The 19434-nt window shown below is 62.5% G+C and carries 21 protein-coding genes; 11 read left to right on the top strand and 10 right to left on the bottom strand.

What is annotated here, in order from left to right; genetic code table 11:
- Nucleotides 1-5: 5 nt before the first annotated feature.
- On the bottom strand, nucleotides 6-1481 hold the full coding sequence (locus tag P0M12_RS19500) for a PLP-dependent aminotransferase family protein (RefSeq protein WP_054827550.1): 1476 nt from the start codon (nucleotides 1479-1481) through the stop codon (nucleotides 6-8).
- A 61-nt stretch (nucleotides 1482-1542) separates the two neighbouring features.
- On the opposite strand from P0M12_RS19500, the gene P0M12_RS19495 reads away from it, so the two are divergent.
- Entirely contained in the window at nucleotides 1543-1773 is a 231-nt protein-coding gene (locus P0M12_RS19495; RefSeq protein WP_003944349.1) for a hypothetical protein, read from the top strand.
- A gap of 45 nt (nucleotides 1774-1818) precedes the next feature.
- On the top strand, nucleotides 1819-2289 hold the full coding sequence (locus tag P0M12_RS19490; RefSeq protein ID WP_042951097.1) for a 5'-3'-deoxyribonucleotidase: 471 nt from the start codon (nucleotides 1819-1821) through the stop codon (nucleotides 2287-2289).
- A gap of 52 nt (nucleotides 2290-2341) precedes the next feature.
- Here the strand turns inward: P0M12_RS19490 and P0M12_RS19485 are convergent, their stop codons facing one another.
- Entirely contained in the window at nucleotides 2342-3631 is a 1290-nt protein-coding gene (locus tag P0M12_RS19485) for an adenylosuccinate synthase (protein WP_003944351.1), read from the bottom strand.
- Between the two features lie 283 nt (nucleotides 3632-3914).
- Between P0M12_RS19485 and P0M12_RS19480 the strand changes: the two genes are divergently transcribed.
- From P0M12_RS19480 to P0M12_RS19470, 3 genes are all read left to right on the top strand, one after another.
- Nucleotides 3915-4589 carry a hypothetical protein gene (locus tag P0M12_RS19480; RefSeq protein ID WP_080726714.1) on the top strand — a complete coding sequence of 225 codons (675 nt, stop codon included), beginning with the start codon at nucleotides 3915-3917 and terminating at the stop codon, nucleotides 4587-4589.
- Nucleotides 4586-5356, top strand: coding sequence for a site-2 protease family protein (locus P0M12_RS19475; protein WP_003944319.1), 771 nt, complete (start codon nucleotides 4586-4588; stop codon nucleotides 5354-5356). The genes P0M12_RS19480 and P0M12_RS19475 overlap by 4 nt, the downstream gene beginning before the upstream one ends.
- Before the next feature lie 70 nt (nucleotides 5357-5426).
- On the top strand, nucleotides 5427-5915 hold the full coding sequence (locus P0M12_RS19470) for a GNAT family N-acetyltransferase (RefSeq protein ID WP_007726792.1): 489 nt from the start codon (nucleotides 5427-5429) through the stop codon (nucleotides 5913-5915).
- 100 nt (nucleotides 5916-6015) lie between these two features.
- Here the strand turns inward: P0M12_RS19470 and P0M12_RS19465 are convergent, their stop codons facing one another.
- Both P0M12_RS19465 and P0M12_RS19460 read right to left on the bottom strand, forming a co-directional pair.
- Nucleotides 6016-7254: an HNH endonuclease signature motif containing protein gene (locus P0M12_RS19465; RefSeq protein WP_212633978.1), complete on the bottom strand. Its 1239-nt coding sequence runs from the start codon at nucleotides 7252-7254 to the stop codon at nucleotides 6016-6018.
- Nucleotides 7255-7346: 92 nt separating this feature from the next.
- On the bottom strand, nucleotides 7347-7844 hold the full coding sequence (locus P0M12_RS19460) for a helix-turn-helix domain-containing protein (protein WP_007726791.1): 498 nt from the start codon (nucleotides 7842-7844) through the stop codon (nucleotides 7347-7349).
- Nucleotides 7845-7902: 58 nt separating this feature from the next.
- Between P0M12_RS19460 and P0M12_RS19455 the strand changes: the two genes are divergently transcribed.
- Together P0M12_RS19455 and P0M12_RS19450 are read left to right on the top strand one after the other, a co-directional pair.
- Nucleotides 7903-9318 carry an MFS transporter gene (locus P0M12_RS19455; RefSeq protein WP_165639209.1) on the top strand — a complete coding sequence of 472 codons (1416 nt, stop codon included), beginning with the start codon at nucleotides 7903-7905 and terminating at the stop codon, nucleotides 9316-9318.
- Nucleotides 9315-10484: a thiolase family protein gene (locus P0M12_RS19450; RefSeq protein ID WP_058038536.1), complete on the top strand. Its 1170-nt coding sequence runs from the start codon at nucleotides 9315-9317 to the stop codon at nucleotides 10482-10484. The genes P0M12_RS19455 and P0M12_RS19450 overlap by 4 nt, the downstream gene beginning before the upstream one ends.
- Nucleotides 10485-10512: 28 nt before the next feature.
- On the opposite strand, the gene P0M12_RS19445 is transcribed toward P0M12_RS19450, so the two are convergent.
- Nucleotides 10513-11169 (bottom strand): methyltransferase domain-containing protein, encoded by a 657-nt coding sequence (locus P0M12_RS19445; RefSeq protein ID WP_058038537.1) that lies wholly within the window; start codon nucleotides 11167-11169, stop codon nucleotides 10513-10515.
- Between the two features lie 240 nt (nucleotides 11170-11409).
- On the opposite strand from P0M12_RS19445, the gene P0M12_RS19440 reads away from it, so the two are divergent.
- The gene (locus tag P0M12_RS19440; protein ID WP_007726787.1) at nucleotides 11410-12351 is read left to right on the top strand and encodes a DUF808 domain-containing protein; all 942 of its coding nucleotides are present in this window, start codon (nucleotides 11410-11412) and stop codon (nucleotides 12349-12351) included.
- On the opposite strand, the gene P0M12_RS19435 is transcribed toward P0M12_RS19440, so the two are convergent.
- Nucleotides 12348-13301 (bottom strand): YafY family protein, encoded by a 954-nt coding sequence (locus P0M12_RS19435; protein WP_083059813.1) that lies wholly within the window; start codon nucleotides 13299-13301, stop codon nucleotides 12348-12350. The genes P0M12_RS19440 and P0M12_RS19435 overlap by 4 nt on opposite strands.
- Before the next feature lie 64 nt (nucleotides 13302-13365).
- Here P0M12_RS19435 and P0M12_RS19430 point away from each other — a divergent pair, with 64 nt between their 5' ends.
- Nucleotides 13366-13830, top strand: coding sequence for a pyridoxamine 5'-phosphate oxidase family protein (locus P0M12_RS19430; RefSeq protein WP_039972744.1), 465 nt, complete (start codon nucleotides 13366-13368; stop codon nucleotides 13828-13830).
- Here the strand turns inward: P0M12_RS19430 and P0M12_RS19425 are convergent.
- The 3 genes from P0M12_RS19425 to P0M12_RS19415 all read right to left on the bottom strand — a co-directional run bounded on the left by P0M12_RS19425 (nucleotide 13820) and on the right by P0M12_RS19415 (nucleotide 16389).
- Nucleotides 13820-14749 (bottom strand): cation diffusion facilitator family transporter, encoded by a 930-nt coding sequence (locus P0M12_RS19425; RefSeq protein WP_007726784.1) that lies wholly within the window; start codon nucleotides 14747-14749, stop codon nucleotides 13820-13822. The two genes, P0M12_RS19430 and P0M12_RS19425, sit on opposite strands and share 11 nt — an antisense overlap.
- Before the next feature lie 91 nt (nucleotides 14750-14840).
- The gene (locus P0M12_RS19420) at nucleotides 14841-15986 is read right to left on the bottom strand and encodes an FUSC family protein (protein ID WP_003944297.1); all 1146 of its coding nucleotides are present in this window, start codon (nucleotides 15984-15986) and stop codon (nucleotides 14841-14843) included.
- Nucleotides 15973-16389, bottom strand: a complete 417-nt coding sequence (locus P0M12_RS19415) for a DUF3151 domain-containing protein (RefSeq protein WP_042452165.1) — start codon at nucleotides 16387-16389, stop codon at nucleotides 15973-15975. The genes P0M12_RS19420 and P0M12_RS19415 overlap by 14 nt, the downstream gene beginning before the upstream one ends.
- Before the next feature lie 125 nt (nucleotides 16390-16514).
- On the opposite strand from P0M12_RS19415, the gene P0M12_RS19410 reads away from it, so the two are divergent.
- Nucleotides 16515-17369, top strand: coding sequence for a nuclear transport factor 2 family protein (locus P0M12_RS19410; protein WP_047269483.1), 855 nt, complete (start codon nucleotides 16515-16517; stop codon nucleotides 17367-17369).
- Nucleotides 17370-17448: 79 nt separating this feature from the next.
- Here the strand turns inward: P0M12_RS19410 and fbaA are convergent, their stop codons facing one another.
- Nucleotides 17449-18486, bottom strand: a complete 1038-nt coding sequence (gene fbaA, locus P0M12_RS19405) for a class II fructose-bisphosphate aldolase (protein WP_007726777.1) — start codon at nucleotides 18484-18486, stop codon at nucleotides 17449-17451.
- 181 nt (nucleotides 18487-18667) lie between these two features.
- On the opposite strand from fbaA, the gene P0M12_RS19400 reads away from it, so the two are divergent.
- Nucleotides 18668-19411: a VTT domain-containing protein gene (locus P0M12_RS19400; RefSeq protein WP_277376723.1), complete on the top strand. Its 744-nt coding sequence runs from the start codon at nucleotides 18668-18670 to the stop codon at nucleotides 19409-19411.
- The last annotated feature ends 23 nt before the right edge of the window (nucleotides 19412-19434 follow it).

Raw genomic sequence — 19434 nt, 5'->3', positions numbered from 1 at the left:
AGTTCTCAGACGACGACCATTCGTTGGTCTGCCGTGTCGCGATCCGTCGCGAGAGTGTCGTACGCAGCGGCGATGGACGCAACGCCGCGAATGAGGTCCTCGGGAGAACGTGCGTACGGCACGCGGATGAATCGTTCGAACGCACCTTCGACGCCGAAACGGGGGCCGGCAGCAAGGAGTACGCCGAAGTTGGGTGCCACCGCCGCCAACGCCGTCGAGACGGGCGCGGACATTCGCATCCAGACCGACATTCCGCCGGAACCGATGGTGGGACGCCAGTCCGGCAGATGCTCGGCCACCGCACCGAGGAGTACCGCACGCTGTTCTCGCAGAACTTCGCGACGCTGTTCGAGCAACGAGCGGTCGTCGGCGAGCAAGTAGGCGGCTGCCAACTGATCCATGACGGGAGTACCGAGGTCGACCGCGGCACGCGCCCCCACCAACTGGGTGATGAGCGCGCCATCGGCGCGAATCCAACCGACACGTAGCCCGCCCCACAGCGACTTCGCGGTCGAACCGAGCGTCACCACTTCGGTTTTCGCTGCGCCTCGCCCATGTGAGGCGACCGGCGCCGGCGGTGGTGCGTCGAGCCACAGATCCACCATCGTCTCGTCGACGACCAGAGTCATTCGCGTTTCGTGCGCAATCTTCGCAAGCTCGGCGCGGCCGGAAGAGTCCATGCAGAGGCCGGTCGGGTTGTGAAAGTCGGGGATCAGGTATGCCATTCTGGCAGCGGTTTGCCTTGCTGCACTACGAATCCCGTCGAGATCCCAGGCTCCGGCTGCCGCGAACTCCGGTCGGACCGGAACCGGTACGGGCCGAGCGCCGTTTCGCCGAATCGCTTCCAGCGCATTGGGGTACGTCGGATGATCGACCAGCACTCGCTCGCCGGGTGAGGTGAGCACCGACAGCAACAATCGAAGCGCGTGCTGCGCACCCGAGGTCACCATGATCTGTTCGGCGGTGGTGGGAAGACCCCGCGCCGTGTAGCGCTGCGCGATCACGTCACGCAAGTCGGCGATCCCGACCGGTTCCATCCCGTGAGTGGGAAGGAAGTTCGGAAGTTCCTGCAGCGCAGACGCATACGCCAGTTCGACCTGAGCGGCGGGAGCTGCCATCGCCGCGTAACTGAGGTCGACGACGGGTCCACTCGGCCCGGGTTGATGGGAGCGGAACATCAACCCGTTCGGCCGCGCGCCGGCAGGCAATGCCACGGTGCTTCGCGACCCCTGCCTGCTGATCAGGTACCCCTCGTCTCGCAGCACCGAGTACGACGACGTGATCGTGGTTCGACTGAGTTCGAGTACCGCCGCAAGTTCACGCTCACTCGGCAGTGCGACTCCCAGCGGAACGCGACCGTCGTGCACGAGCAGGCGGATACCGTCGGCAAGCGCACGGTACGCGGGCCTGCGTCCGGACTCTTCCTGCCAGGATCCCAGATCGCGCGCAAGCGAACGGGCACCGAGAACTCGAGTCATCATGCAGTCCAGTATCGACAACTTGGCTATGTAACTCAATACCAGTCGAGTTGATCATATGTCCATGACTACCTTCGCAACCCTGATCGGCATCGGACTCTTCGTGGCACTCGTCTACTTCTTCGCGCCGGCCGAAGGTGAAGGTACATACATTCGTTTGGAGCAGTTTCGCCTGGCAGCACCCCTCGGCGGCATCTTCCACGACAAGACTTCAGACCGCGAGAACGACGCTGTCAGACCCCCGTGCGATTGTGATCAGGGGGAAGAATTCACTGATCTCAGTCCAGTTGCGTGAAACTGGACTCTTTTCGCACTCAGAAAGTCTCCAGAGAGGGTTCCCATGCCGGCTTCCAAAAAGATTCTCTATATCGATCTCGACAACACCTTGGTCAACTTCCAGTCGGGCATCGATCGCCTGACCGACGGCGTCCGAGAGAAGTACAAGAACGACCTCGATGAAGCGCCGCACATCTTCTCTCGCATGGATCCTCTCGACGGCGCTATCGACGCCTACCACCAACTGGCACAGCAGTTCGACACCTACATCCTCTCGACAGCGCCGTGGAAGAACGCCACAGCCTGGCACGACAAGGTTCTGTGGGTCCAAGAGCACCTCGGAATGGAGGAAGGCAGCGTCGCATACAAACGTCTGATCCTCTCGCACCACAAACACCTCAATCGTGGCGACTACCTCGTCGACGACCGCGGAGCAAACGGAGCAGATCGATTCGAGGGCGAGTGGATCAAGTTCGGCAGCACCAAGTTTCCCGACTGGAAGACCGTCACCGCACACTTGTCGAAGCTGGCTTGAAACACGAAATCCCCGCTCATGCTTGCATGAGCGGGGATTTCGAGGGAACGAACTAGCGGACGATCTCGCGCCGGACGATCGTTTCGTCGCGGCCGGGGCCGACACCGATGCAGGAGATGAACGCACCCGAAAGCTCTTCGAGCCTAAGCACGTAGTTCTGCGCATTCTGCGGCAGTTCCTCGAAGGTGCGAGCCTCCGAGATGTCTTCCCACCAGCCGGGCATCTCTTCGTAGATGGGCTTGGCGTGGTGAATGTCGCTCTGTGACATCGGCATTTCGTCGTGGCGGACACCGTCCACCTCGTACGCGACACAGATCGGCACGGTGTCGAGGCTGCTCAGCACGTCCAGCTTGGTGAGGAAGTAGTCGGTGATGCCGTTGACGCGCGTCGCGTAACGCGCGATGACAGCGTCGAACCATCCCGTACGACGAGCGCGTCCGGTGGTGACACCGACCTCGCCGCCCTGCTTCGCCAGGTATGCGCCGTGATCGTCGAACAGCTCCGTCGGGAACGGACCGGAACCGACACGCGTCGTGTACGCCTTCAGGATGCCGAGCACTGTGGTGATCTTGGTGGGACCGATTCCCGAACCGACCGCCGCACCACCCGAAGTGGGGTTGGACGAGGTCACGTACGGGTACGTGCCGTGGTCGACGTCCAGCAGAGTGCCCTGCGAACCTTCGAGTAGAACGGTCTCGCCGCGCTCGAGGGCGAGGTTGAGCTCCAGGCGCGTGTCCGAGATGCGGTGCTTGAAACCCTCGGCCTGCGTCAGTACCTCTTCGACGACCTGCTGCGGGTCGAGTGCCTTGCGGTTGTAGATCTTGACCAGCACCTGGTTCTTGAATTCGAGTGCTGCTTCGACCTTCTGGGTCAGGATCTTCTCGTCAAGGACGTCCGCGGCACGGACACCGACACGGGCGATCTTGTCCTGGTAGCACGGGCCGATACCGCGGCCGGTCGTGCCGATCTTCTTCGCTCCCAGGAAGCGTTCGGTGACCTTGTCGATGGCCACGTGGTACGGCATGATCAGGTGCGCATCAGCAGAAAGCAGCAGGCGGGACGTGTCCACGCCGCGCTCTTCCAGGCCTGCCAATTCGGTCAACAACACACCCGGGTCGACGACGACACCGTTACCGATGACGTTGTTGACGGCGGGGGTGAGGATTCCGGACGGGATGAGGTGCAGTGCGAACTTGTCACCGTTCGGCAGAACCACGGTGTGTCCGGCGTTGTTACCGCCCTGGTATCGCACGACCCACTGAAGCTGCTCGCCCAGTAGATCTGTAGCTTTGCCCTTACCTTCGTCGCCCCACTGGGCGCCGATCAGGACGATTGCCGGCATGACGTTGTCTCCTACGGTCGACGTGCAGCAGTTGTCCCGCCGCATTGGTACTGCCTGGCTTCCGCGCACATGATGCAGCGCCGAACTGTTGCAGTGACCGAAGGAGCAGTCTAGCCCAGAGCACCAGACCAGACCTGACGGTCCAGAATTTGGCCGGTGACCATCACGATTGCGAGTCGACACAGACACTCGCACTAAGATCGTCGGCAGTGATTCGGACGGCCATTTCGGGGAAGGGTGGCGAGGTCCCACTACCCGTGAAGAAGTCTTGATCGAGCTAGGAGTGGCTTTGACCCCTGTGGTGCTCAAATGTGGCGATTCGCCGGTTCCACTCCCCCTGGGTGAACTCACGTCGTTCACTGTCCCTGAACTTCCGGAGAAGCAAGACTTCGACGAGGCCCTGTCCCAACTGCAGGTCGTCACGGAACCTCGCTTGATCGTCGTGGGTAACGACGGCGCGTTTGCCGCGGCATTGACGCGGTTGATGCGATTGGAGCGACTCAACGTCGAACTCGCCTACGTCACCGAGAACAGGTCCGACGCAACCGACGCGTACAAACTCGCGACCGGTGCAAGAGCTGCGCGCGCGGCCTTGAAAGGCACAGTCCACACCGTGCCGCTCATTCGCGACGACGCTGGAATCGCGCTGGTAGGTGCAGCAACTGTCACGGGTCCGGCGGATGCAGACGAACTGATCGGCGAGGCCTACGTCGACGACAACAAGCTGTTCTCCGGCACAGTCCCCGGCATCCGGATAGTGCCGAGCCCCAAGCTCCCCGGGATCAAGGCATCAGTCGACCGCAAGAGCCGCTGGAGCGGGCGACGCTGGCTGGAAGGCCGAGCCATTCAACTGGGCTCGCCGGCAGCGCGACTGGTACGCGACGGGGTGGCCAACCCACGCGATCTGAAGCGTTCGACCTTCTACCGGCACGACAAGACTTGGTTGTTGGTCAGGTGAGAACCGGAGCAGCACGGTCGGCGGTTCGGCCGAGCCCTGTCTTCCTCGGCGTCGTTGCGATCACTGTCATCGCCGGAATCGTCGCTTGGAACTCGACGTGGGGTTCCATCGCGGGCCGCGCGGGTGTTTTTGTCCTCGTGGTTGCCGGCTGGGTGGTCACGCTCTGCTTGCACGAATTCGCGCATGCCTATCTGGCGTGGCGTCATGGAGACACCGACGTCGAGGCTCGTGGCTACCTGACGCTCAACCCGCTCAAGTACAGCCATCCGATGCTCTCGATCGGTCTGCCGGTGCTGTTCATCGCATTGGGCGGCATCGGGCTTCCCGGCGGCGCCGTGTACCTGCGCACCGGGATGTTCCCGCCCAAGGTGCAGGCCCGAATATCGCTCGCCGGTCCGTTCACGAATGCCGTCGCCGCCGTGATCCTCCTCGTCGTCATACGTACGTACGGCTCATCGGCCGAGCATCTGACGTTCTGGGCCGGCCTCAGTTTCCTGGCCTTCTTGCAGGTCATGGCAACAGTTTTGAACCTGCTCCCAGTCCCGGGTCTGGACGGTTACAACGCGCTGGAGCCCTACCTCGCACCCAACACACGGCACCAACTCGACCAGTTCAAGCCGTACGGACTGCTCCTGCTGGTTGCGCTCCTGTTCGTCCCACAGATCAATGTCGTCTTCTTCGACGCGATCTACTGGATCTTCGAATTGAGCGGTGTGTCCGACTACTACGCCATGCTCGGTAACGCCCTCATGCGTTTTTGGACGTGATCGAGTGCGCTGGAGGAGACTCGTGAGAGTCTGACATTTCAGACATTCATTCTTCTTCAGGGGAGCATCGATGATTGCGACGTCATTTCAGTCCGGCGGAGTGGAGTACACCCTCACGCGGGCCGAGATTCGACACGTGGAGGCACTGATCGACTTGCTCGCCGACGACCCGATCGGCAGCACCCGGGAGACGACCAACCCCGAAGCCCGAACGATCTACGAGGACGCGTTCAAGCGAATCGACGAGGATCCGGCTCAACTTCTCGTCACCGTTCTGGTCGGCGACGCGGTAATCGGCACAATGCAATTGACCTTCATTCCGGGTATGAGCCGGATGGGTGCCACGCGACTGCAGATCGAAGCAGTTCGCGTCCACGAGGACTACCGAAGTAAAGGCATCGGCAGTTCGATGATCCGATGGGCCTGCGAAGAAGGTGCCCGGCGCGGCGCGTTTCTGGCGCAGCTCACCTCGGATCAAACTCGCAAGGAAGCTCACGACTTCTACGAGCGACTCGGATTTGTGGCCTCCCATGTCGGGTTCAAGAAGTCACTGAGCTGACGCCCTGCCACAAAACTCCCAAACGCGGGGACTCCCAAACGCGAGCTCGAGCACCGGGGCGTAGAGGTGCCCCGGTGCTCACGTCTTCAGTTGTCGCGATTCACGCCGCGGTGGGTGGGCTGTTCCCGCCGATCGGCTGCTGATACGGATCAACAGACATCGGCGGATAGAACACCGATTTGCGATCCGGCCCGATCTCCACCCGCCACTCGGTGTGGTGCATCGTCCGATGATGATGACCGCACAACAAGATCAGATTGTCGAGATCCGTTGGGCCACCAACGTTCCAGTGAACAATATGATGAGCATCGCACCACCCCGACGGTGTCCCGCATCCCGGAAACGCACACCCACCATCACGAACCGCCAACGCCCGCCGCTGCGGAACCGTCGCCGTTCTCGCTTCCTTACCGCAGTCGAGCGGAACACCATTCTCGTCCAGGAGGATCCGCGTCACGGTGCAGTCGCACGCCAACATCCGTGCAGTATCGATACTGATCGGACCCACCCAATCCGCCCACGCGAAACCCAGTTCCTGAGTCGACGGCAGTAGATCCTTCAATGCTTTGAGGTCGGTCATGTCTTTTGCACTGGCGGTGACTGTGATGTGCGGTTTCACTCCGCCTTCGATCGGACCCAACCCCGCCCGCTCGTACCGGCGCAACAACTCGCAAAACCCATCCGCCCGCCGTAGCGCCGGCGTGCGTGTGTCCTTCACGCCGTCTTTTTCCGGTGTCGGCGCAGACAGGCTCGACAACAACGTGATCAGACGGGCCCCGTTCACAGCATCCAGATCGCCCTTCACGGTCACCCGTCCGTACAACCCTTTCGAGGCGTAGAACTCGTTACGTTCGGAATCCTCGCCGACCGGGACGCCGTCTTCGCGTTTTCCGTACTGCTTCTCGATCCGCCGGATCGCCGCCCGCACCGCATCACAATCGGCAATGTTCTTCGACGCCAACCCCAACAGGATCCCGCGAGCCTTGTCCACATCCGCCAGGGTCATGTTCTTCGGCGGATGCTGACAAAACGACGCCACCTGACGGGCTTTCAACGCATCCACGTCACCACGATGAAACGCATCGCCGACAACCGGTTCGAGCATCAACAACCGCGCCAACCCGACCAGCAGACTGCACTCACCGATCTCCAGATTCGTCGAACCATGCAACCACTGTGCGATCGCCCGAAAACCCTTCCCACCGAGAACGTCCCGGGAAAACATCTCCACGATCAGCAACACCATCCGCGACTGCAACTCGTGTCGGGCGCGCACCAGATCCAGAACCTCACCCTTGAGGTCCTCGCTATCCAGTTGCCATGCTTCCCGACTGTCCATGCTCAAAGTTTAATCGAACATACTTTCGATAACCAGAGACAAACCGGACAACTTCAAGAAGACCTACACTCGAGAGCTGTTGAGATGCATCGCTATTCGCGCAACCGCCGACGCGATTCGTTGACAGAGACTCGCAACTCCCCCAAAGGCACTTCACGACCCGACTCACTGCGCACCTCGACGCGAACGCGCTCACCAGTAGCGTCGTCGGCCACCTCCAACGGTCCACCTTTTCCGCCGTGCAGATACTTGTCGCCCCACTGCATCAGCGCGAGAACCGCCGGCAGCAGGTCACGGCCCTTCTCGGTGAGCACGTACTCGTGCCGCGTCCGCTTTCCAGGCTCCTTGTACGGCACACGCTCGAACAGTCCCGCCTCAGTGAGTTCTTTCAGCCTCGCCGACGCAACCGCCTCGGTGATGCCGACTCGCGACGCGAAGTCGTCGAAACGCGTTGTGCCGTAATAGGCCTCTCGCAGAATGAGTATCGCGGATCGAGTGCCGACCACTTCCATGGCCCGCCCGATCGAACAGTGCGTGGCCCGCCAGGCGTCGCGATCTTCGAGCACTCCGGTCAGTCGTACAGCGTCCATGCAATTCACCATACCCCCTGGCTTGCCATAACCATAGCCAGAGTCTAGATTGCTGACTATGGAACTTCATAGCCAGCCGGTTCGGACCGGACCCCTGCTCGCGATACTGTCGGGGGCGCCGTTTGTCGCCAGCCTCGATCTTTTTGTGGTCAACGTGGCCTTCGGCGACATCGCCAAGAGCTACCCGGGTCACTCGCTCGGCGAGTTCAGTTGGATCCTCAACAGCTACGCGATCGTCTACGCCGCACTGTTGATACCCCTCGGACGCTGGGCGGACAGGATCGGGCACAAGCGCGCCTTCATCGCCGGCCTCGCACTGTTCACCCTCGCCAGCGCCGCCTGTGCCTTCAGCCCGTCCTTGTGGGCACTGGTGGCCTTCCGTATCGTCCAGGCAGTCGGCGCCGCAGCGCTCACCCCGGCCAGCCTCGGGCTTCTGATCAATGCGCTTCCCGCCGCGAAACGTCAATCCGGCGTTCGCATCTGGGCAGCCGCCGGCGCTGCAGCAGCTGCATTCGGCCCTGTCGTGGGCGGCATCCTCGTAGAGGCCTCGTGGCGCTGGGTCTTCCTGATCAATGTTCCAGTGGGCATCGTGTTGCTCTACTTCGCAGTCCGACTCGTACCGGATACAACACACAAGGACCCCGATGCCGGTATCGACTTCGTCGGCGCTGCCCTCCTCACCGTCGGAATCGGCTCTCTCGCGCTGGCACTCGTCCAGGGTCCGGACTGGGGATGGACCGACAATCGCGTTCTGATCGCCTTCGCCGTGGCCACCGTGACACTACTCTCGTTCTGGTGGAGCAACTCTCGTCACCGGACTCCGTTGATTGCTCCGGATCTTCTGAAGATCCGCTCGTTTGCCTGGTCCAACGTCACCGCCATCCTGTTCAGCGCAGCATTCGCCGCGGGTCTTCTCTCGAACATCCTGTGGCTCCAGGAAGCCTGGGGATACTCCGCTCTGCGAACCGGTTTCGCCGTCTCACCGGGTCCGCTTCTCGTTCCGCTGTTCGCCATCGCCGGCGGATCGCTGACGCGCAGGTACTCGGCGGGACGCGTCGCCGCACTCGGCAGCCTTCTGTGGGCAGTCGGAACCGTACTCGTTCTCGTCTCGGTTGATACGACGCCTAACTACGCGACCGGACTCCTACCAGGCTGGATCATCGCCGGGATCGGTGTCGGTCTTGCCCTGCCGACCATTCTGTCGCAGGCCACGGCGGATCTGGCACCTGCCAGATCGGCCACCGGTAGCGCAATCGTCAGCATGAGCCGACAGATCGGAACCGTTCTCGGCGTGAGCGTTCTGATCGCGGTTCTCGGCTCTGCTGTCGACTACGACACCTTCCGCCAGGCCTGGTGGGTGATCTTTGCCGTCGCGCTTGTGTCTGCCCTGGCATCACTGGGAATGACGCCTGCGACCACACCCACCCCGGTTGTCCCTGTTGAATCCGCCATCCCTGAAAGGAATTTGTCATGAGAGACGCAGTTATCGTCGAAGCCGTTCGCACTCCGATCGGCAAGGGAAAGGCGAACGGCGCCCTGCACGGCATCAACGCCGTCGACCTCCTCGCCCACAGCCTCAAGGCGGTAGTCGAACGCACTGGAATCGATGCAGCACTGATCGACGACGTCATCGGTGGAGCGGTAAGCCAAGTCGGTGAACAGAGCCAGAATGTCACTCGCACTGCCCTTCTCGCCGCCGGCTACCCTGAGTCGGTACCGGGAACCACCGTCGACCGACAGTGTGGAAGTAGCCAACAAGCAGTTCATTTTGCCGCTCAGGGCGTCATTGCCGGTGCGTACGACATCGTTGTCGCTGCCGGAGTCGAGTCGATGAGCCGAGTCCCTATGGGCTCGAGCAGCATCGGGCGCGAATCACTCGGCGTGGGTTTCGAAGAGCGCTATCCGGACGGTCTGGTACCGCAGGGCATCAGCGCCGAATTGATCGCTGCCAAGTGGGGACTGAGCCGCACCCAACTCGACGAGTTCTCGGCGTCGAGCCATCGGAAAGCCGCGCTGGCAACCGAGAGTGGTTACTTCACCAAGGAACTCGCCACGCTCCCGCAGCTGTCGGTCGACGAGGCCATCCGCCCCGGCACCACGGTCGAGACCCTGGCCGGCCTACGGACCGCCTTCGAATCCGACTACTACGCACAGCGATTCCCACAGATCGACTGGTCCATCACCGCGGGCAACAGCAGCCCGCTTTCGGACGGCAGTTCGGCGGTGTTGATCACGACCAGTGAGATCGCCGCGAAACTCGGCCTCACCCCGAAGGCACGATTGCACAGCTTCGCAGTTGCCGGCGACGATCCGCTCTACATGCTCACCGCGGTCATCCCGGCTACGCAGAAGGTCCTGGCCCGTGCGGGATTGACGGTCTCGGACATAGATCTGTTCGAGGTCAACGAGGCCTTTGCCCCAGTGGTCCTCTCGTGGGCAGCGGACACCGGCGTCGACCTCTCCAAGGTCAACGTCCACGGCGGCGCCATCGCGCTCGGCCACCCACTGGGCGGCAGCGGAACGCGGATCATGACCACCCTGGTCAACGCGATGGAGCAGCGCGGCGCGCGCTACGGACTCCAGACCATGTGCGAGGCAGGTGGGTTGGCAAACGCGACCATCCTGGAGCGTCTGGGCTGAGCGATCCCCGATGGACGGCATTCCGACATCAGTGACCGAGTGCCGTCCATTCGGGATCCGGCTTGCGCGCAACGACCCGAAACACGATTCCGCCCCGGCCGCTGCGCTGCACCTCGTCGATCAGGAAACCGGCGTTTTCGAGGTATTCAACCGGTTGACGGGTGAGATGATCGGCACCGAACCGAACAAAAAGCGGTTCGACGACCTTCATCAACGTACGAGCAACAACGTTCTTGCTCGGTCCGTGCTCGGCGAGGACGAATCGACCACCGGGTACCAGGACTCGAAATGCTTCGCTCGCAACTCGGTCCGGATCGGGGATCGTGCAAAAGGCGTAGGTCGAGACCAACGTGTCCACGCACTCGTCGGGAACATCGAGTGCTTGCACGTCTCCGAGTCGTAGGTCGACTTCGGTCTTCACTCCTTCGGAGACCTTGAGCCTGGCCTGATCGAGCATCGCAGTCGAGATGTCCACGCCGATGACGTAATCGACGTCGTCTCCGTAGAGAGGCAGGTTCAGTCCGGTACCCACGGCGATCTCGACCACGCGGCCATGCGCCTGGTCCACGGCCCATTTCCGGGCGTCACCGAGCACAAAGCGTTCGAAGCGCCCGATCTGTCGGTCGTAGTGCGCCGCCATTGCGTCGAAAGTCTTGGCGACCTGTGCAGTGTCTGGTTCACGCATAGTGCCCCGTTTCGATCGATCTTCTGTGCAGTCTTACACGCGAGCACCGGGTCGGGAAGACCTTTCGTGACGAAGGGCAACCGACCTCGCGAGGTCGTCCCTGACGGATGCCCCCGGTATCGTTCCAGGTGACCTGACCTCACCTACGACGATCATGGATAGAGACCTCGTGCGATCAAGTAACTGCGTCACCGGTTCGGTCCGGCCACCTTTTTCCACTGATTCCACTGGAGGTCTGTGATGGCCGGCGGACTCTTCGCCCTGCTCGACGACGTCGCAGCCCTGGCTCGCATGGCTGCCGCCTCGATCGACGACGTTGCCGCCGCAACCGGTAAGGCGACCGCCAAAGCGGCCGGCGTGGTGATCGACGACGCAGCCGTCACGCCGCAGTACGTCCGTGGGCTCGCAGCCGAACGCGAGTTGCCCATCATCAAGCGCATCGCCATCGGATCGCTGCGCAACAAGCTGCTGATCATCCTTCCGATCGCTCTGCTGCTGAGTCAGTTCCTCCCCTGGCTGCTGACGCCACTGTTGATGGTCGGCGGCTGTTACCTCAGCTACGAAGCGGTTCACAAGATCTGGGGTGCAATCTTCGGCCACGGTGACCACCACGAGGCCGCTGACGAGCATCCTCGCGACGAAGAAGCAGTGGTTTCGGGCGCCGTCCGCACCGACCTGATCCTGTCCGCCGAGATCATGGTGATCGCACTCAACACCATCGCAGGCGAAGGCTTCTGGAGCCGATTGGTGATCCTTGCCGTCGTGGCGGTCGTCATCACCGTGGTCGTCTACGGCGTCGTCGGACTGATCGTGAAGATGGACGACATCGGATTGAAGATCGCCGAGACGTCGTCTGGCTTCACCCACAAGGTCGGCCGAGGCCTCGTTCGCGGCATGCCTCACGTGATGTCAGTGCTCTCGGTCGTGGGAACCGCCGCGATGCTGTGGGTCGGTGGCCACATCCTGTTGGTCGGCATCGACGAACTGGGCTTCCACCCGCTCTACGACGCCGTTCATCACGGCGAAGAAGCAGTCAGTGACATCGCCGGAGTCGGTGGCGTGCTGGCGTGGATCGTCAACACACTTGCCTCGGCAGCACTGGGCCTGGTGGTTGGCGCCGTTATCGTCGCCGCTCAACTGGGTATCACCCGCATGCTCGCAAAGCGTTCTGCGACGGCTTAGCTGTCGTGCCCGTGGCGGAGCACCATCTGCTCCGCCACGGTGCGTATCCCTTCACGCAAAGACGAGGGTTCGAGCACCTCGACGTCGGCTCCCAGCCCGATCAGCTGCGAGAGCGCGACAGCTTCGCTCTCGAGTTTCAGCTCGGCACTGACCCATCCGTCGTTGTCCTCTGGCCCCACTTCGACTGCAGCGGCAAGCTCGCCCACCACATCGGGGAGCCGGCGCCTGCCCTCTGGTGACAATCGCACGCGACACTCGAAGCGAAGCAGCGAACGGTCGAACTCGGCCATCGACGCTGCCCACCACGACGGCAGGTCGAAATCCGCCGGGCGGGCGAACGAATCATCCTCTACGACGGCGTTTTTGATGCGGCCGACCCGGAACGAGAGCGTACGTCCGTTCAAACCTGCCACGAGATACCAAATTCCGGCTTTGATGACCAGACCCAGCGGTTCGACCGTCCGCTCGCGATCGCGATAGGCGAAGCGCAGTCGACGCGAGTCCAGCACAGCGGATGTGACGATCGGAAGCGCAGAGATGTCGTCGACGCCGCCGAACCAACCCGGAACGTCCACGAGAATGCGGTCCTGCCACAACCGTGCGCTCTCGCGCAGCGGACCGGGCAGGGAGCGGAGCAGTTTGGCCCCCGCCGAACCGGCGGCGTCTGATCGTCCGAGATCTGCAGCGATGGACGGCACACCCAACAGCATGAGTGCGGACGTCTCGTCGTCCGTCATACCGGACAACTTGGACTGCCATCCGTCGAGCAGACGGATGCCACCACCGGGGCCGCTCTCGGTCCAGATCGGCACACCGGCAGCCGACAACGAGGCCACGTCGCGGTAGATCGTCCGCACTGACACACCGAACTCGTCGGCCAACTGCTCGGCGACGACGCCGCGACTCCCCTGCAAACGCAGCATGAGTTGGAGCAACCGCGCGGATCTCATGGACCGAACATTACCGAGAATCACTGACAGAAGTTGTCAGGAATAGGGGTGCACAATGACCGTCATGGTCACCTGGAAGCAGTTCTCCGAAGAAGTACCCGCTCTTGCCGACGCGGTCCAAGCACGATTCAAAGCCCACAAGCATCACGTCCTCGCAACGCTGCGCAAGGACGGTTCACCACGGGTCAGCGGCACCGAAGTCGAAATCCTCGACGGGCGTCTGGTGCTCGGTTCGATGTTCGGCGCACTCAAGGCGAAGGACCTCATCCGTGACGGGCGCTACGCCCTCCACAGCAATCCCGGTGAGCACACCATGGAGGGCGGTGACGCGAAGATCGCCGGAATCGCACGCGAGGTGACCGGCGACGAGTTCGAAGCCGTGCTCGCAAGCTACACCTACGAGGTTCCGAAGCCTCTGCACCTCTTTGTCCTCGACATCGACGAGGTGGTGCACACGACTGTCGACGACGAACACATGTATGTCGACCTCTGGAAGCCGGGCAAAGATATCACCCGCTTCACCAAGTGACGTTCTTCTCGCAGTGCTCTCCGTTGGCACACGATTCCACCTGGACGGTGGCGTGGGAAAGACCGTGACTCTCGAGGACGGTGCGCGCGGATTCCAGAACATTCGACGAATTCGCGTCACTGGTCAGGTGGACCGTGGCGACATCCATGCCGGTGGTGAGAGTCCAGACATGTAGGTCGTGGACACCCATCACGCTCGGCAGCGCCGCCAGGTCGGCCTCGACCGCTTCGACGTCGACGTCGGCCGGCGACGCCTGCGTCAGAATGCGCAGCGATGCTGCGGCCAGTTTGATCGCACGCGGCACCACCCACAGCGAGATGAGAACACCGACGACGACGTCTGCCCACGTCCAGTTGAACAGCAGGACAAGGCCACCGGCGATCAGAACGCCGACGCTACCGACGGCGTCGGCAAGCACTTCGAGGTAGGCGCCACGCACGGCCAGGCTGTCCTTGGAATCGCCGCGCAGCATCAGCATCACGACGATGTTCGCGGCCAGGCCGGCGGCCGCCGTGATGATCAGGGCGCCGCCCGGGATCTCGGGTTCGTTACCGATGCGGCCGATTGCCTCGTAGAAGACCCAGGCGGCGACGGCCAGCAGCATCACCGCATTGGCCATGGCGGTCAGCACTTCGGCGCGGTGCCAACCGAAGGTCCTGGCCGCGGTGGTGCTGCCCCTCTTCGCGAGCAGCAGCGCCGTCAGTCCCATGGCCATACCCACCACGTCTGTGAGCATGTGACCGGCGTCGGCAAGCAGAGCCAACGAGTTGATCAGGATGCCGACCGTGGCCTCGAGTACGAGGAACGCAACGAGGATCGCAAGCGCGATCGCCATTTTTCTGATGCGTTGCGGTGACGGTCCTACGCCGACCGAATCTGCTGCCGAGTGGCCATGTGAATGACCGTGCCCTGCTCCCATTTGTCCTGTTCCCTCCCAAGTCCTTCTCAGAGCATATGCATACATTCGCATACATACAACGAGTTGCTCAGTGAGCGGGAAACGGCAGAGGTCAGTGATCCGGCTCGTAGGCGGGATGAGGCACGGTGGGCGGCAGAGTGGCGATCGACGAGATTCGCTTCATGCCCGCGACCTGCAACAGGTCGACGACCAGCGATCGAATCTGGGCGAACACCACCGTCGAGGACAGGCCCGCGTTCTCCACTATCGCCGGTTTCAGTTCCTTCGCGACCGAGCGCAGGACGCGCGCTGCTTCGGCCTGATCAGGCTGCTCCCCCGGCTCCGCCAGGATCATGTCCTCGAGAACTTCGACGGCTTTCGACAAGCGCTCGACCTGAGCCACCAGACGCGGATCGAGGATCTCGTCGTCCCTGACCAACGTCAACGAACGACGCGCGAGCACTCGAATGTTGCGCATCGCGTTGTCGATGGGATCGGCTGTCGCCATGAGCCTTTCGAGGCGAGGCCGACTGTTCCAGTACAGCGGGGAGATTCGGCTGATCTCGCGCCCGCCGAGAAGGTTACTGCGCAACCCGTCGATGGCACCCTGAGTTGCGCGCGCCTTCTGCAGTGCCTTCACGATCGGGTCCGGGTCATTCGCGACGAGGCCGTCTGCCACCAATTGCAGTACCTCGGAAGCGGTTCCGAGGATCGATGCGGCATCCTTGCGCGCGCGTCGTACCGGGTGGGTGGGGATGATCGCGACCACCGCGATACCCACCAGACCACCGACAAGGGCATCGATCATGCGATCGGGACCGCCGCTGCCGCCCGGCGGGATCAGCGTCGCCACCAGCACAGCCGAGTTTCCCGCCTGCATGGAGAAGATCGGCCCGCTGTTGAGAAGCACCGCGACGGACATCGCCAGCACGACAACCAAACTGATCTGCCACGGTCCGCTCCCGATACCGGAGATGATCAGATCACCGATTCCGATACCGACCGTGACTCCCGCAACCAACTCGAACGAGCGTCGTAGTCGTGCACCCAACGACAGACCGAGCGAGACCACAGCGGCAATCGGCGCGAAGAACGGCGCGTGGTGCCCGATCACCGTGGTGGCAACCCACCACGCCAATCCGGCCGCCAAGGCACATTGAATGATCGGTAGCGCCGACGTCTGAAGCCGACGCACCGATTTGCGAGCCCGGTCCTTGATGCCGGCCCGGCTCGGACGGAAACTGCTAACCGAGGCCAAGCGCTTCGGCGGCGTTGGGATCGCAGTCTTCGAGCAGATCGAGGCAACGCGCGTACTCGTCGGCTTCACCGATCGTCTTCGCGGCCTTGGCCAGGACTGCGACGCAACGCAGGAAACCACGGTTCGGTTCATGGCTGTAGGGCACGGGACCGAAACCCTTCCAACCGTTGCGACGCAGTTGGTCGAGTCCGCGGTGGTATCCGGTACGCGCGTAGGCGTAGGCCGTGATGGTTTCGCCCTTGTCCAGTGCAGCCTCGGCCAGGTAGGCCCACGCAATGGAGGCAGTGGGGTGGTCGGCCGCCACCTGGGCCGGATCAGCGTGGTTGAGCAGTGCCGATTCCGCGTCGTCGTCGCCGGGAAGCAGAGTGGGCTTGGGTCCGAGCAGGTCACCGAATTGGGTCATGCGCTCATTGTGCCCGCTACGCCTTTCTGCCACAGGACCGCCTCGCCGACGGTCGGAGTTATGCAGGCTACATACCGGTCGTTACCCTGACATGGTCATTGCTGCATAAGACCGAAGGGTTACCCGTGCCGGACTCGAAAGACGACAACTCGAAAAAGAGCGCAGCACCGAAGGGTGCGCCCGAGAAGTCGGCCCCGACCGAACCTGCGACTGTGGCGATCCAGAAGACAGACAAGGCCTCGAAAACGGACGGCGACGCCAAAGCTGCCAGCGCACCAACCGTCGCGATCCCCAAGGCAACTCAGGCACCCACAGCAGCACCGACACCCCAGCCCAAGCCGGAGCCCGCCACCGTCGCGATTCCGAAAGCCGCGCAGCCGACACCACCACCCCGGCAGGCTCCGACCCCACCACCACCGCAGCGCGCTGCGCCTCAACCGCAGCAGCGCGCCGCGCCTCAACGTGTGGGTGTCGCAGCGACCCCACCGCCGGCTCAGCCGATGCCGACTCGCATCGAGCCCGCCGCGCCGGAGAAGACCAAGCGCAGCGGCAAGGGCTGGTACATCGCGGCAGCAGCGGCCGGCGTCGCCGTCCTCGCGGCGATCGGCGTCGCCGTATTCGTCTCGTCCAACAGCGGTAGCGGTGAAAGCTCACCCGAAGCTCAGGTCCAGACCGCCATCTCGACGTACGTCGACGCTCTGCAGACCGGCGATCTGGCAACGCTGCGAACGTCGACCTGTGGGGCGTTGGGCGAGTACTACCGCACCATTCCCGACGCAGCGTTCGCGCAGGTCCACGACAATGCCGTCGCGCAGAAGACGATCCCGCAGGTCGGAGCCGTCGACGCGGTGCGCATCACCGACGACACCGCGATCGCTCAGGTCCAGGCGAGTTTGCCGAGCACGGGCGAGCAGTCGTGGCGCACGTTCGACCTCGAGCGCCAGGACGGCACGTGGAAGGTCTGCGATCCCAGCAAGTAGGTACCTGAACAGAAAATGCGCGCCGGCGAGAATTTCGCCGGCGCGCATTTTGTTCTGTGAAGCGCAGTTGTGAAACCGATCAGCCTGCCGACACCGAGCGTCCGGCCGACTTCAGGTCGTTGCACGCCTCGACGACGCGAGCCGTCATGCCGGCTTCGGCCTTCTTGAGGTAGCTGCGCGGGTCGTATGCCTTCTTGTTTCCGACCTCGCCGTCGACCTTGAGGACGCCGTCGTAGTTGGTGAAGAAGTGTCCGGCGATCGGACGGGAGAACGCGTACTGGGTGTCGGTGTCGACGTTCATCTTGACGACGCCGAAGTTCAGCGAGTCCTCGATCTCCGACTTCAACGATCCCGATCCACCGTGGAAGACGAAGTCGAAGGGCTGCGAACCGGAAGCCAGGCCGAGCTTGGCAGCGGCGACCTTCTGGCCCTCTTCGAGAACCTCGGGCTTGAGCTTGACGTTGCCCGGCTTGTAGACGCCGTGGACGTTGCCGAAGGTGGCGGCAAGGAGGTACTTGCCCTGTTCGCCGATGCCCAGAGCATCGACCGTCTTCTCGAAGTCTTCGCTCGAGGTGTAGAGCTTGTCGTTGATCTCGGCTTCGACGCCGTCTTCTTCACCGCCGACGACACCGATCTCGACCTCGAGGATGATGCGTGCAGCCTTCGAGAGGGCGAGCAGTTCCTTGGCGATGGCCAGGTTCTCGTCGATCGGGATAGCCGAGCCGTCCCACATGTGCGACTGGAACAGCGGGTTACGACCGGCGTCGACGCGCTCCTGCGAGATCGCGAGCAGCGGACGCACGTAGGTGTCCAGCTTGTCCTTCGGGCAGTGATCGGTGTGCAGCGCGATGGTGACGTCGTACTTTGCCGCGATCACGTGTGCGAACTCGGCGAGCGCAACAGCGCCGGTGACCATGTCCTTGACGCCCAAACCGGAACCGAACTCGGCGCCGCCCGTCGAGAACTGGATGATGCCGTCACTGCCGGCGTCCGCGAAGCCCTTGATGGCTGCGTTGATGGATTCGGAGCCGACACAGTTGATGGCGGGGAAGGCAAAGGAATGCTCCTTGGCCCGACCAAGCATCTCGGCATAGACCTCGGGAGTTGCGATAGGCACGGCGGGAGTCCTCCATATACGTGTCGTTCGGAGCGCTCGGCGATGTGAAAGCGCTTCGTGTGGTCCTAGCAGTATGGCAAGTCCGACTCGTCACGTCTCTTTGCGGTCTCGGCCCGCCGCCACCGACGCGATGACCTGCGGTGGTGGGAAACACTCAGATTCGGCCGGTACTCTGGCCACCGTGAATGTGCAGGCAGCAACTGAATCCGTGACGAACCTGGCCTTGCTGCCGGACTTCCTCGACCCTGTCCATCTTCTGAACTCGTTCGGGACCTGGTTCTTGCTGGGCCTACTCCTGGTCGTCTTCATCGAATCAGGCCTGCTGTTTCCGCTCTTGCCCGGCGATTCGCTCCTGTTCACTGCCGGTCTGGTCGCCGCGGCAGGCGCCGGAGCCAGTGAGGTCGAAGGCTTCGCACCGCTGTGGCTGCTGCTGCTCACCATTCCGATCGCCGCGATTCTCGGCGACCAGGTGGGCTACTACATCGGCATCAAAGGCGGAACTGCTCTCTTCAAGAGCAACGACGCACGCATCTTCAAGAAGAAGTACATCGACGAGTCGCATGCGTTCTTCGAGAAGCACGGTCCGATCACGATCTTCCTGGCGCGCTTCGTCCCGATCGTGCGCACGTACGCTCCGCTGGTCGCGGGTGCCTCACGCATGAAGTACTCGGTCTTCCTGACGTACAACATCGTCGGCGGCATCGTGTGGGGTGCAGGCGTCACGCTCCTCGGCTACTGGCTGGGGCAGATCGGCTTCATCCGTGACAACATCGACATCATCTTCATCGGCATCGTTCTGGTGTCGGTTCTGCCGATCATCTTCGAAATCGGAAAGCGACTTTTGTCGTCGAGACGCAGTGAAACGGCGAATACTTCCACTACGGACAATTCGACGGTGACAGTCCCCGAAGACCCCACCCCCTGATTGCAGAACGAGGCGAAGAACTG

This window comes from Rhodococcus sp. RCBS9 (assembly GCF_029457415.1).
Lineage (GTDB): Bacteria > Actinomycetota > Actinomycetes > Mycobacteriales > Mycobacteriaceae > Rhodococcus_F > Rhodococcus_F qingshengii.
This window is presented reverse-complemented; position numbering and strand designations above follow the sequence as displayed.

Bases quoted from the DNA above. Each gene is read 5' to 3' on its own strand.
- P0M12_RS19500 (WP_054827550.1), bottom strand. From the start codon at position 1,481: ATGATGACTCGAGTTCTCGGTGCCCGTTCGCTTGCGCGCGATCTGGGA.
- P0M12_RS19495 (WP_003944349.1), top strand. From the start codon at position 1,543: ATGACTACCTTCGCAACCCTGATCGGCATCGGACTCTTCGTGGCACTC.
- P0M12_RS19490 (WP_042951097.1), top strand. From the start codon at position 1,819: ATGCCGGCTTCCAAAAAGATTCTCTATATCGATCTCGACAACACCTTG.
- P0M12_RS19485 (WP_003944351.1), bottom strand. From the start codon at position 3,631: ATGCCGGCAATCGTCCTGATCGGCGCCCAGTGGGGCGACGAAGGTAAG.
- P0M12_RS19470 (WP_007726792.1), top strand. From the start codon at position 5,427: ATGATTGCGACGTCATTTCAGTCCGGCGGAGTGGAGTACACCCTCACG.
- P0M12_RS19465 (WP_212633978.1), bottom strand. From the start codon at position 7,254: ATGGACAGTCGGGAAGCATGGCAACTGGATAGCGAGGACCTCAAGGGT.
- P0M12_RS19460 (WP_007726791.1), bottom strand. From the start codon at position 7,844: ATGGACGCTGTACGACTGACCGGAGTGCTCGAAGATCGCGACGCCTGG.
- P0M12_RS19455 (WP_165639209.1), top strand. From the start codon at position 7,903: ATGGAACTTCATAGCCAGCCGGTTCGGACCGGACCCCTGCTCGCGATA.
- P0M12_RS19450 (WP_058038536.1), top strand. From the start codon at position 9,315: ATGAGAGACGCAGTTATCGTCGAAGCCGTTCGCACTCCGATCGGCAAG.
- P0M12_RS19445 (WP_058038537.1), bottom strand. From the start codon at position 11,169: ATGCGTGAACCAGACACTGCACAGGTCGCCAAGACTTTCGACGCAATG.
- P0M12_RS19440 (WP_007726787.1), top strand. From the start codon at position 11,410: ATGGCCGGCGGACTCTTCGCCCTGCTCGACGACGTCGCAGCCCTGGCT.
- P0M12_RS19435 (WP_083059813.1), bottom strand. From the start codon at position 13,301: ATGAGATCCGCGCGGTTGCTCCAACTCATGCTGCGTTTGCAGGGGAGT.
- P0M12_RS19430 (WP_039972744.1), top strand. From the start codon at position 13,366: ATGGTCACCTGGAAGCAGTTCTCCGAAGAAGTACCCGCTCTTGCCGAC.
- P0M12_RS19425 (WP_007726784.1), bottom strand. From the start codon at position 14,749: ATGGGAGCAGGGCACGGTCATTCACATGGCCACTCGGCAGCAGATTCG.
- P0M12_RS19415 (WP_042452165.1), bottom strand. From the start codon at position 16,389: ATGACCCAATTCGGTGACCTGCTCGGACCCAAGCCCACTCTGCTTCCC.